Consider the following 11,829-nt stretch of genomic DNA (forward strand, 5'->3'; position numbering starts at 1 on the left):
CATTTGGACAATCTGACGTTCAACTTCAAGGGCGCGACCAGAAGGTCAGCGCCTTTTCGTTTCACGTCACCTTGTCTCAAATGCGACTCGCTCGCTGGCGATGCCAAAACATCGGCGTTTTTGTTGTCGGGACGGCAGTTAGTAGTCGTCGAGTAGTCATTGGTGCTCAGCGGCAGTCCCCATTGCACCAAGTGGCGTGTGCCGTTAAGCGGAGAGGCGTATTGTTGACCCATCGTTTGGGCATACAATGGCTATGAGCATGCTGCGGTGAAGGCTTGTCCGCTCCGCAGCTTTTTTCTACGGTTAAAGGAGTATGTATGTCCGTTGAGGTCATGAGGACTGTGATCGAGGCCGCCGAGGGCCGCGTGCCCGTCGACACGCTGTTTACCAATGCACAGATCGTCGACGTGTATGGCCAGCGCGTGGCGCCCGGTAGCGTTGCCGTCAAGGACGGTGTGATCGTCGGCGTGCTCTACGATGGTCGCGACGATGCCGCTGGCACCTATGAGGCAACTGAGGTCATCGACTGCCAGGGTCGCTATCTCGCTCCCGGTTTTATTGACGGGCATCTGCATATCGAGTCTTCGAACATCCGTCCCGCCGAGTATGCTCGCATGGCCGCGACGCGCGGTACTACCACCGCCATTGCCGACAGCCACGAGATTGCTAATGTGGCGGGCCTGGACGGCCTGCGCTTTATGATTGAGGACGGCCGCCGCGCACCCATCTCCATCAAATACATGATGCCTTCGTGCGTGCCCGCGCTGCCCGACGAGCAGGCCGGTGCCGTTATTTCTGCTGCCGATATGCAGGCGTTTTTTGCCGAGCATCCAGGCGATGTCTTTGGTCTGGGCGAAATGATGAACCTGCCGGGCGTCTTTATGGCCGACCCCGAGACTTGCGCTCGCATCGATGCTGCCAACCAGACGCCGTCCAAGCAGGTTGACGGCCACGCGCCGCTCGTTGCCGGCAAGGACCTCAACGCCTATGCCGCGGCGGGTATTATCGCCGACCACGAGTCGACGATTCCCGAGGAGGCGCTCGATAAACTGTCCCGCGGCATGTATGTGATGCTGCGTGAGGGCACGTGCAGCCACGATCTGGCCAATTTGTCCCCGATGCTGCTGGAAAACCCCGCCCGCGCCCGCCGCTGCTGCTTTGCGACCGACGACCGCGCTCCCTCCGACGCGCTTTCGACCGGCATGATCGACAACGCCTGCCGCGTGGCCATCGAGGCCGGCGTCGACCCGGTGGTCGCCATCTCTATGGCGTCCCTTTCCACGGCTGAGGCGTTTGGGCTAGATCACGGCTGCCGCGACCCGCACGAGCTACGCGGTGCAATCGCCCCGGGCAAGCGCGCCGACCTGCTGCTGCTCGATGACCTGACGTTTGCCAAGGCTCCGCATCGTGTTTATGCCGCCGGTGCCCTGGTGGCGCAGGATGGCACCTTTGTGGGCGAGGTCGCACCCGAGACGGCCGAGGTCGCAGCGCTTGCCGATGAGCTGCGTGCTTCCGTTAAGCTGCCGAAGCTTTCGCTTGACGTGTTCGATTATGCCTTTAAGCCGGGCGAGGCCGTTATCGATGTTATCCCGGGTATGGCTATCACGGGTATGGCCCGCCCCGAGAGCGCCGAGGACTTGCGCCGCATTATGCTGATTGAGCGCCATGGCCGCGGCGTGTCGCTGCAGGCCGAGGGCGCCGATGGCGACGGCCCCGCTGGCCTGGGCCTGGTCGGCAAGCATATCGGTCGCGGCTGGGTGCGCGGTTTCACCATCACGGGTGGCGCCATTGCCTCCACGATCGGCCACGACTCACACAACGTGTGCGTGGTGGGCGACAATGCGGCGGATATGATGGCTGCCGTTGAGGCCGTGGGCCAGGGCGGTCACGTACTGGTGCGCAACGGCGAGGTCGTGGCGCGCATTCCGCTGGCGCTCGGTGGTCTTATGAGCGAAGGCACGGCAGAGGACGTTGCCGCACAGCACGACGACTTTATGGTCAAGGCGCGCGCCATGGGTATTGAGCCGCCGCTCGACCCCATCATGGGCATCATCTTCCTGCCCCTGCCGGTCATCCCGACGCTCCGCATTCGCCCCGAGGGCATGTTCGACGTTACAACCTTCACCTTCGCCGACTAGTCATCGGGGACGTTCTTAAACGACTAGTCGTTGGGGACATTCTTTGGCGGGCCGCCTGACGTCGCGACCGTGGGGCCTCTGGCATGTGTGAGCTATTTGCCAGGTCCTTGTAACGTTTACGCCCGCGGAGTCTTATTTGAGCTCCCTTTGGGTACGTTGGAATCGGATACACGTTCGATTCCAACAAGCCCGAAGGGAGCTTTTCTATGTTTAAACTGATTGCATCCGATATGGACGGCACACTGCTTGACGAAAACGGCCAGGTGCCTCCCGAGACCTACGAACTGATTCTGGCGCTACACGAGCATGGTGTGCATTTCGCTGCATCGTCAGGTCGTCGCTACGATCGCCTGTGCGAGTTCTTTGCGCCCGTTCGCGACAAGATGGACTTTGTCGCCGCTAACGGCGCTCAGGTCTACGCCGACGGTAAGATGGTAGACCGTGAGGTGTATTCCCACCTGGCGATTCGAAGGCTCGCCCAAGCCGTCAGGACGTTTCCCAATCTGCATCTTGCGCTCTTTGACCGAACCAAGTCCTTCCTGCTCGATGACGAGTGCAAGTTCGTGCGTGAGGTCGATAAGGACCTTCCCAATGCCGAGCGCATTTGGGAGCTGCCCGATCCCAGCGTAAATATCATCAAAGCGAGTATCTTTTGCGACGACAGTGCGGTTATGGACAGCGCGTACGTGCTACAGCGCGAACTTGGTCAGCTCTTTACTTTTGCGCCTTCGGGCAACGCGTGGATCGATGCCATGCAGCCTGGTGTGTCGAAGGCCTCGGGTATCGCGCAGCTCGCGGAGCATTACGGCATTGGACGCGACGAGGTCATGGCGTTTGGCGACTCGATGAACGACTACGAGATCATTCGCTTTGTCGGCACGGGCTGCGCGATGGAAAACGCGCGCCCCGCGCTCAAGGCGGTGGCCGATCGTGTGGTGGGTTGTAACCGCGACCACGCCGTCCAGCAGGAGCTCCGTCGCGTGCTGGAGAGTCTCTCCTAATCCGGCAGATGGGGACGTTCCTTTTCTGCCGACAGTGGGGGACAGTCCTTGCGGCTTTTTGCGAAGAGTGTCCCCAGTGACTAGTCGTTTAAGAACGTCCCCAATGACTAGGCGAGGGCGTCCATGATGGTGCGGGCGACGCCGTCGTGGTCGTTGTCGTATTCGGTGATGGCGTCGGCGGCCTCGCGATCTTCGGGCTCGGCGTTGATCATGGCCATGCCATGGCCCGCTGCCTGCAGCATGGGGATGTCGTTGATGTTGTCACCGAACGCCCAGGCGTCGGCGAGACGCTCGCCCAGGTGCTCGCATAGCCACGTGAGGGCCGTTCCCTTGGTGGCGCCCTCGCCCATGACCTCGATATTCATGGCGTACGAACGCGTGACCTCAATGCCTCCGAGCGTGTCGAGCTCCGCCGCGATGGCGTCGCGATCGGCCGGGTCGTGCCAGTACATGGCGATGCGTTCGAGCGTCTCGACCTCGTCGATCTTGCTGTCGATATCCATGTCGATCGGTGTTCGTGTGCGCTTGAGCGAAGCTGCGATGTGGGGGTCGCCGCCGCAGAACTCATCCAGGCGCGTGTAGAGCGAGCGGGGGAGGAAGCACTGCCCGTCCGCGAAGATATCGAAGGTCACATCGTGGCCGGCGGCGATGCGGCGGATGCGATGGGCAATGCCGCAATCGAGCGGTCGGCTCAAGATGCGCGTGGCGCGCGAGGCGTCGGTGGGCACATCGTCGTTGAGCTGCCAGACGCTGGCGCCATTGGCGCAGACGGCATAGTGCACGGCGGGATGGGCGAGGATGGGCTCAAAGATGCCCGACAGCGGACGTCCCGTGCAGGGCACAAATTCAATCCCGCGTCGAGCGAGCTCGTCGAGCATCGCCCAGGTGGCATCGCTCATCTGCTTATCGCTCGTCAACAGCGTTCCATCCATATCGGAAAACACAATCATTTGATGCAGCCCTTTCTGCTGGCATAAAAAGCGTGGCCGAGGGCGGTGATGCCCTGGCCACGCTCGGGTTCTATAACGGTCCGCGTCCTAGCGGTCGGCGAGCGGCTTGTATTCCAGCGGCTCGATCACCGGACGGTATGCCGGGCGGATGATGCGATGCGCGCAGAAGAGCTCTTCCATGCGGTGTGCCGACCAGCCGGCCATGCGGGCGACGGCGAAAAGCGGCGTAAAAAGCGTCTCGGGCACGCCGAGCATCTTGTAGATAAAGCCTGTGTACAGGTCGATGTTGGCGCAGATAGGCTTGGTCATGCCGTGGTCGCGCATCACCTGCGGTGCCAGGCGCTCGATGCGCTCGATGAGTGCGAACTCTTCGCCCAAGTCCTTCTTGGCTGCAAGCGTGCGCGCGTAACGACGGCACACCTCGGCACGCGGGTCGCTCAGCGTGTAGACGGCGTGGCCCATACCGTAGATGAGACCCGTGCCGTCGAAGGCCTGCTTGTCGAGGATCTTGCCCAGGTAGGCCGCGACCTCGTCCTCGTCCTCCCAGTTGGAGACATGCGCGCGGATGTCCTCGTGCATAGACACGACCTTGGCATTGGCGCCGCCGTGGCGCGGGCCCTTGAGCGAGCCGATAGCCGCGGCGTAGGCGGAATACGGGTCGGTGGCCGAGGAGGACAGCACGCGGCAAGCGAAGGTGGAGTTGTTGCCGCCGCCGTGCTCGGCATGCAGCATGAGCATCACGTCGAGCAGCATGGCTTCGTCGCGGGTGAATGCCATGCCGCCGCGCAACACCTGCAGGATGGTCTCGGCGGTGGAGAGACCGGGTGTGGGGTGCGGTACATGAACCTCGGAGCCGCGGCGCTTGGCGACCGAGGCCATATGCGCGAAGGCGGCGATGCGGGGGAGACGGGCGAGCATGGAGATGGCGACGTCGATTTCGTGCTCGGGCGTAATGGCGTCGGGCTCGGCGTCGAAGGCGTAGAGCAGCAGCACGGCGCGCTGAAGCACATTCATGATGCTCGACGACACCGTGGTCATGGGGAACTCTTTGACGTACTCGTCGCTCAGATGTCTAAAGGCACCTAGGCGCTCGCAGAAGCCGTCGAGCTCTTCCTTGTTGGGCAGCGAACCCGTGATAAGCAGATAGGCGACTTCCTCGTAGCCGTAGCGATTCTCGGCCTGGGCATTGTTGACCAGATCCTCGATGCTGTAGCCGCGAAGCGTGAGCTTGCCCTGATCGGGCACGACCTTTCCGTCGACCTTGTTGTAGCCGTGCACGTCCGAGATGCGGGTAAGGCCCGCGACCACGCCCGAGCCGTCGGCATTGCGCAGGCCGCGCTTGACATTGTGCTCGACAAACAGGCCCTCGTCATAAGGGTCGGTCGGCAGGCCGTGGTAGAGGCTTTCGCTCTCGGGCGAAATCTGGCGGCTTGCTTCGTAATCCAGAACCAGGCGGCTCAAGTGGTCATCGAAGCGGTAATAGATTTTCTTGGCGTCGTAGGCCATGCGCGCTCCTCTCCGGGCCGCATCGGGGTGACTTGCATGGGCATGCGCGCGTCAGGCTATCCCCAGCGGCTTGCTCGCTACAGGCGGTACATAAAGTTGAAGACGTCCTCGCGCTGGATGGACACGTTGACGCCCGAAAGCTCGCCGGCCTCGGCCAGCGCCTTCTGCAGCTCGGCGAAGTCGAGCTTGGACTCGGCGGTATCGGCCAGCATGGTCATGGTGAAGATGTCCTCGATAATGGACTGCGTGATGTCGCGGATGTCGACGTTGGCCTCGCCTAGGACACGGGTGACGCCGGCGACGATGCCGGGGCGGTTCTTGCCAAGGACGGTGATGACGATACGGGAGGACGAGATCTCGGCCATGGGAAACCCTTTCGCGTGATTGCGGCGCGCGCGGGGCGCTCCGCTACGGTACAGTGTTCATCATTGTACCTGTCTGGCGCAAAAAAGGCGCGCTCGCTGCGGCGTTACATGCCTGCAACATGAGCGTAAGGGGGAAGGCCGTACGGGGAAGAGCCGTCTGGCGCGTGTCCGGCTCGTGTTGGGTTGATTTCCGATCTCAGCCGAACACATTGAGCGGACAGGCCGTTCCCGCAGTCAGCCGAACGCCTCCGACGGCTGATTCCGAACTGGAAGCGAAGGGCATCCCCGCCCTTCGGTAGGGGATACCGCTCCGCGGCGCATGCCGCGGGCGGCGCCCCTATCGGACCACCGTGACCTCAGTTGGGATGGGCCCAGCACTGCCGCGTACTCGGTGAGTTAGAGCCAACTGTTCGTCTTCACGTCGCGTATGGCGATATTTCGGTCGTCCGGCTCGGTGATGCCGTAGCCGAACGCCTGGAGCGTCTCGATGGACTCCTGGATCCTCTGTTGGAACATGGGACCCGGATCGACCCTCGGCCCGAGGTGCCCGCGCCAAAGGCACGGCGTGGCGCGCAGCATGTTATGGATTTTGGAGATGGGCTCGATGTCGGCGTAGACGTTGAGCGTCGCCATGGCGTCCTTGTGGCCGAGGATCGATTGGAGCGCCTTGATATCGCCGCCTTGGCGGATCCACTGCGTTGCGAACGTGTGGCGAAGGCCGTGGAACGTGATCAGCTCGTCGTTGGTGCCCATGAGGCCGTTGGTCTCCGAGAACGTCTTGAACGCCCTGCGGATATAGCTTGTCGTCGCGAAGGTCGCGCCCGGCTCCGACAGGATGTAGCAGTCCCCGATCTCGACCGCCCCGGTAAGGCCGCGCAAGCGCAGCTTTCCGCAGTCGATCTCGTGGGTCTCCTTCAGGAAGGGGAGTAGGCCGACCGGGTCGATGGGGATACCCCTGGCGTCATGGGTCTTGGTGTCCTTGATGAACGAACCCATTCCCTTCGCGTACGCCACCGAGTGTCTGATCGAGATCAGGCCCGTCTCGAAATCCACATCGCACCACCGAAGGCCGCAGACCTCGCCGATTCGCATCCCCGTGTGCAGGGCGAGTACGACCGCCCTCTAATCCTCGGCGGACCAATCGAGTCCGAACTCCTTTCGGGCATCCTCTTCGCTCATGACTTCGAGAAGGTCTCCGGGTTGGCAACGAAGGGCGAGGCATAGCTGCTCGAGTGTGTTGAAGCGAATGCCGCGAATATGCCCTTTTTTAATACGGGACAGGTTCACGGGCGTGGTTCCAATCCTTTCGGCAAGTTCGTTCGAGGAAATCTTTCGCTCGGCCATGATCTTGTCGAGGCGAACAATTACGGGCATGGCGTTTCCTTACGCAATCTCGTCGGAGTCGAGGTACAGCTCTCGGGCGTACAAGAAGAGCTGGGAAAGCATGAACAGGACGATGCCGAGAACCAGAGAGGTCCAATCGAATGATGAAGCGATCTCTTGGGCGCCGACGGCCCCCTCGCCGCCAAACATCGAAACGGAGGTTTTGAGTGAGCCGGCGTAGAGGCTGGTGGCAGCTTGAACAACGAAGAGAATGCCGAGCACCTTCAAGCATGTCGCAGACCCTTTCTTGAAGGGGTCTCCGCTCTTGATCGTCCACACGAGAACGGCGCTGAGGATGGTCGTAGCGATACCGATGACGGCAGGGACCAATGTCGAGATCGCAAGGGCTGGATACGCGGGGGAGTCTGCAATTACAGGGTTGTCGAGCACTTCGATTGCTGGCTTTAAGGAGAACGCCACTTGTGCGATGGCGGTGGCGCAAAGGGTCGCAGAGGCTATCGCACATGCGATGCGGAAGGAATGAAGCCGGAGAGTGCGATTGTCGGAACTCATAATAACCTCCGAAGAATTTAAAAAACTCAGGTTACTTTTTAACAGTTTATGTTAAATTGACTTTGCCGGCAAGTAATCACAGCATGCTGCAACCGAAATCCCTCTAGATTGGAGAGGATTATGTTCAGTACTGTTCAGTCGTGTAAGCTCTTGGTTTTCCTCGGCCTCGCTCTTTGCCTGTTGCTGCCGGGAGCCCCCGCTTTTGCGGATACCCCGATGCCTCCTTCCCAGGAGAGCAGCCAGTGTGCCCTCGTTGAGCCCCTCGGGTATACGGACGACGTCGTCGATACCTACTGGAGCTACAGCTGTCCTCGCGGCGTAAGCGGGCACAGCATCTCGATGTTCAACATCTCTTACAAGACGATCTCCTACCGAAATGGCTATCGCCGATCCGCGCATCATAGGGAATCCCGCCCCGCTGCAATGTGCTCCTGTGGTGTTCTTGGCACAACTGATAAATGGCAATTTGTCTATAGCACCTACTAGATGCGAGGAAGGGCCGAGCATTTTGTTCGGCCCCTCTGTTCCGACTGGATGAGGTTAAGGTTGGCGATGAATATGCTCAAAATCTCGAAGGCGATCTTTAGGTCGCTTCTCTCCTCCAGGTCGCTCTGTGTTGTCGTTGTTGCGTTGATGGTTCTTTGTGCTCTGCCCGTCTTCAGGAGCGCGGCTGGCATCGACGGACGGGTCGAATACCTCGAGTCGGGAATAACCCGTGTTGAGCAGGAATTGTCAGCATCCTATGCGGATGCGCTTGTGAATGCGGGGGAGGACGGTGTCTATACCTCTTCATCAAGCATGCCCGCGCTTCTGTACCCTCTTGCCGCGGGACGTCTTATCTTGGCACCGCTCTCTCCCCTACTTCCGTTTCTGCAGATATCGGATGGAGAGTACACCTATTATGACGGATCGAAGGAGTACTTGCTATGGGTCGCAACGGCCGTTGCCGTCGCGTTCCTTGCCGCGCGTCTTAACAAACGTGAAAAGCTCATCATCCAGGCACCGATGGGCGAGCTGGGTAGACTTGTTGCATCGAGCGTATGGGCGAGTGTTTTTGCAATGCTTGCCGTCCTCGCCATCAATCTTCCAGGGATAATCGCCGCGCTTGTGAAGAATGGCCCGGGCTCGCCGTTCTATCCGATAGGCTACATTCAATATGCGACTCCGGTTATCAAACCGGCTTGGCTGGTGTTCGCGCAGACGGCCATCTTGCAATTCTTGGTGGCAGCGTTCATCTCGCTTGTCGTTCACCTTGCCGTGAAGATTGCCAATAACCCTACGCTTGGAATCGTGTTCGTATGTGCCCTGATGGGGGTGACGATGGTTCCCGGGTATTACGGAAGATCCATCGCTTTACGTGAGTTCGCCCTGTTGAATCCCCTTACGTATGCGAACACTGAGTTGACCGTCGGCGTCTATAGCCCGTACCCGACAACGCAGATAGTGAATCTGCCTGGACTTTGCTTCGAGCGTGGCGCGATTGCCCTCGTATGCGCAATCGGGATCGAGGTGCTGGCAATTAGCCTGCTTTGCGTTGCTGGAAAGAGCGGCTGCGCGTGCCCGATATCCCCGATTTGTCTTGAGAGAGGTTCCTTCACTGCATCGAGAACGGCAACTCGTTCGAGCGCTTGTGCCTCCGCCGTTGCATACGTAAGAACGATGGGGAAACTGCTCCTGCGTTCTCCTACCCTCGCCGTATGCGCGATTGCAATGTCGACGACGATGCTGGCCCCGGCTCTGGTCGAGATGTTTCCTGACGCTGATAACGTTTCCGCTGTTCGGTATAGGGATGGGGAGCTCCGTTCAATAGATCGGTATCTAGAGCAGAACGCTGCGAATATGGACGTCGAGGGCAAAGCGGCCCTGGAAGACATGCGGGATGCTCTTTCGGGTTTCGTGTACGCGCCTATGCCTGCGGAGGGGTTTCGAAGCCTTGCGACGTACGAGCGCGCTCGAGGTGAGCTGGGCGCGGCAGATGCGACTCTCCTGCAATCGATCGGAATCGAGCCGGAGACTCCTTCTCGTGCGGAGGCGCGCGCCCTTCTGCTTGAGTCGATCGCGAGCTTGCCGGACCCCAAGGTTTACGAGTTAAGTACGAAGATGCCCCCATTAATCCTCCTTTCGTATCTCCAGGCAGCGCTTCCCTCCTTATTTTTGCTGTTGCCCGTGGTTGTCACATCGCTCGCGTGCACCCACCTGCAGTGTCGTTCCCTTCTGGTTCTCCAGATCCCCGCAACAGCGCATGTGCGTTTTCTGACGGCTGTTGCGCTGGCTCTCCTGCTTGGCTTGGTGCTGCTTTTGGTGTCGATGGTTCCCGCTGTCGTTGTGTCCGTGATTAAGAACGGTGCGGGTGGATCGGAGTATCCCGTCGCTCTCATTCGGGCGGGAGCTTCGACAACGTCCACGGTGGGGGAGGCGGTGTTGTGCAGTATTCCGTTGCTGGTCATGGCATACGGCGTGATTTCCGTCGTCGCTGCGTTGACAGCGGCGATTAGCCGCAACCCCGTTGTCACCGGAATGGTTTGCGCGGTTCTCTTGGTGTTGGGTTCGTTGAGCGCTCATGTTGAAAGCGTGGGCATGGGCGTCGCGCTGCTGGCTCCATTCGCCTCGTTTGATTCCGCTTCCCAGGTGGGGACGATTGGGTTCCTTGGGCGAGGGACGAACGCGATGCCTTTTGGAGAGGTCGTCGGCGCATCGGGCGCTCTGCTGGTGGTCTTGGGCGCCGTATCTCCGTTGATGGTGCGCCTGAGTGTTCCAAAGATCGAAAGGGGATGATCTCGATGATTGACCTTCAAACGCTGACGATCTCTTATGGAAAGAAGGTGCTCGTAGATTCGGTGAACGCTGAGTTTGCCCCGGGTACGGTCTACGGTCTCGTCGCTCCGAACGGGCATGGAAAGACGACGTTGCTGCGTGCGATGGCAGGTTTGCCGGGTCCTCGCGTGGACGGGAGCATCGTTCTGGATGAGGTGCAGGGTACGGGTGCGAGAGAGGTCCGTTCTATGATCTTCTATGCACCTGGTGAGGGGACGCTGTTGTATCCCGGATTGCGTGCGGAAGATCACCTCAAGATGGTTTGCGATATGTGGCCGCATGCTCGCGATATCGAAGAGATAGTGGAACAAACGCAGATAGGCGAGTTCGCGAAGATGAGGATCCGCACTCTGAGCCAGGGCATGAAGCAGCAGCTTACCCTGGCGATTGCGTATGCGACGGGCGCGCGGTACCTTCTATTAGATGAGCCCATGAACGCGCTCGACCCCAGCAGGGTGGACTTGCATTCCGAGATTCTCAGGAAGCTGGCCGATTCTGGTACGTGCATCATCATGTCATCCCACATCTTGGATTCGGTCGATAGGCTGTGCGATGAGATTCTGTTTTTGAAGGATGGGAGGCTCATTAGAAGCATTCCGCAAGATGATGCTGCGCCGAAGTCTCCTGGATCCCATTTCGCAAAGCCTGCCGGACGCGCCGAGGGTGCGCTAAGCACGTATCGGCGACTCTACGAAAAGGGCGGGTAGAAATGCAAGTTAAAAATCTATGTGGCCAATGTGATACCGTTGAACCCGCATATCGATACCGCTCAGCCATTCGCCTCGCCCCCGTCGCACGCATCTTCATTCGGTCTGTCATTATTAATCTAACGATGCTTTGAGAAATGTAGGTGCTTCTAAATGTGCTGTCGACTTCTTCTCAAACTGATCCTAAGAGACAAGGCCGTATGGATTTGTACGCTCGTTCTCGCTGCAGCCTTTTCCGTCCCCATTGCGTTCAATTCACCCATCTACGGGCCCTTCTTTATGAAACAGGGCATGCAGGGCTTTGTCGACGCATTCAATACGCGCGCGCCCCAGGCCAGCGGCACAGACCTATCGCCAGAGCAGCAAGATGACGCGGAGCTTGCAAGATACGCGAACGCCGCCCTCGCCGCTCAAACCGACGCCGCCTTTCTCGACTCTGCCGAGAGCTACTA

The 11,829-nt window shown here is 59.8% G+C and carries 10 protein-coding genes; 4 read left to right on the forward strand and 6 right to left on the reverse strand.

Annotated elements, in window-relative coordinates; all coding sequences use genetic code 11:
- Positions 1–317 precede the first annotated feature (317 nt).
- Both AB5405_RS08675 and AB5405_RS08680 read left to right on the forward strand, forming a co-directional pair.
- Positions 318–2,138, forward strand: a complete 1,821-nt coding sequence (locus tag AB5405_RS08675) for an adenine deaminase (protein ID WP_368138208.1) — start codon at positions 318–320, stop codon at positions 2,136–2,138.
- Positions 2,139–2,344: 206 nt separating this feature from the next.
- Positions 2,345–3,139: a Cof-type HAD-IIB family hydrolase gene (locus AB5405_RS08680; protein WP_006235286.1), complete on the forward strand. Its 795-nt coding sequence runs from the start codon at positions 2,345–2,347 to the stop codon at positions 3,137–3,139.
- Between the two features lie 107 nt (positions 3,140–3,246).
- On the opposite strand, the gene AB5405_RS08685 is transcribed toward AB5405_RS08680, so the two are convergent.
- The 6 genes from AB5405_RS08685 to AB5405_RS08710 form a co-directional block, all read right to left on the reverse strand.
- A complete protein-coding gene (locus tag AB5405_RS08685) occupies positions 3,247–4,089 on the reverse strand; it encodes a Cof-type HAD-IIB family hydrolase (RefSeq protein WP_368138209.1) in 843 nt (280 codons plus the stop codon).
- An 87-nt stretch (positions 4,090–4,176) separates the two neighbouring features.
- On the reverse strand, positions 4,177–5,595 hold the full coding sequence (locus tag AB5405_RS08690; RefSeq protein ID WP_368138210.1) for a citrate synthase: 1,419 nt from the start codon (positions 5,593–5,595) through the stop codon (positions 4,177–4,179).
- A gap of 77 nt (positions 5,596–5,672) precedes the next feature.
- A complete protein-coding gene (locus tag AB5405_RS08695) occupies positions 5,673–5,960 on the reverse strand; it encodes an ACT domain-containing protein (protein WP_006235289.1) in 288 nt (95 codons plus the stop codon).
- Between the two features lie 396 nt (positions 5,961–6,356).
- Positions 6,357–7,064, reverse strand: a complete 708-nt coding sequence (locus tag AB5405_RS08700) for a site-specific integrase (RefSeq protein ID WP_255360342.1) — start codon at positions 7,062–7,064, stop codon at positions 6,357–6,359.
- Between the two features lie 18 nt (positions 7,065–7,082).
- On the reverse strand, positions 7,083–7,334 hold the full coding sequence (locus AB5405_RS08705) for a helix-turn-helix domain-containing protein (protein ID WP_006235292.1): 252 nt from the start codon (positions 7,332–7,334) through the stop codon (positions 7,083–7,085).
- Between the two features lie 9 nt (positions 7,335–7,343).
- Positions 7,344–7,856 carry a hypothetical protein gene (locus AB5405_RS08710; protein WP_368138211.1) on the reverse strand — a complete coding sequence of 171 codons (513 nt, stop codon included), beginning with the start codon at positions 7,854–7,856 and terminating at the stop codon, positions 7,344–7,346.
- A gap of 552 nt (positions 7,857–8,408) precedes the next feature.
- Between AB5405_RS08710 and AB5405_RS08715 the strand changes: the two genes are divergently transcribed.
- Positions 8,409–10,631 carry a hypothetical protein gene (locus AB5405_RS08715; RefSeq protein ID WP_368138212.1) on the forward strand — a complete coding sequence of 741 codons (2,223 nt, stop codon included), beginning with the start codon at positions 8,409–8,411 and terminating at the stop codon, positions 10,629–10,631.
- 5 nt (positions 10,632–10,636) lie between these two features.
- Positions 10,637–11,377, forward strand: coding sequence for an ABC transporter ATP-binding protein (locus AB5405_RS08720; RefSeq protein WP_117769450.1), 741 nt, complete (start codon positions 10,637–10,639; stop codon positions 11,375–11,377).
- Positions 11,378–11,829 lie beyond the last annotated feature (452 nt).

Source organism: Collinsella aerofaciens, from assembly GCF_040920445.1.
GTDB lineage: Bacteria > Actinomycetota > Coriobacteriia > Coriobacteriales > Coriobacteriaceae > Collinsella > Collinsella aerofaciens_BH.

Coding starts and splice junctions, on each gene's coding strand:
- AB5405_RS08675 (WP_368138208.1), top strand. CDS start 318: ATGTCCGTTGAGGTCATGAGGACTGTGATCGAGGCCGCCGAGGGCCGC.
- AB5405_RS08680 (WP_006235286.1), top strand. CDS start 2,345: ATGTTTAAACTGATTGCATCCGATATGGACGGCACACTGCTTGACGAA.
- AB5405_RS08685 (WP_368138209.1), bottom strand. CDS start 4,089: ATGATTGTGTTTTCCGATATGGATGGAACGCTGTTGACGAGCGATAAG.
- AB5405_RS08690 (WP_368138210.1), bottom strand. CDS start 5,595: ATGGCCTACGACGCCAAGAAAATCTATTACCGCTTCGATGACCACTTG.
- AB5405_RS08695 (WP_006235289.1), bottom strand. CDS start 5,960: ATGGCCGAGATCTCGTCCTCCCGTATCGTCATCACCGTCCTTGGCAAG.
- AB5405_RS08705 (WP_006235292.1), bottom strand. CDS start 7,334: ATGCCCGTAATTGTTCGCCTCGACAAGATCATGGCCGAGCGAAAGATT.
- AB5405_RS08710 (WP_368138211.1), bottom strand. CDS start 7,856: ATGAGTTCCGACAATCGCACTCTCCGGCTTCATTCCTTCCGCATCGCA.
- AB5405_RS08715 (WP_368138212.1), top strand. CDS start 8,409: ATGAATATGCTCAAAATCTCGAAGGCGATCTTTAGGTCGCTTCTCTCC.
- AB5405_RS08720 (WP_117769450.1), top strand. CDS start 10,637: ATGATTGACCTTCAAACGCTGACGATCTCTTATGGAAAGAAGGTGCTC.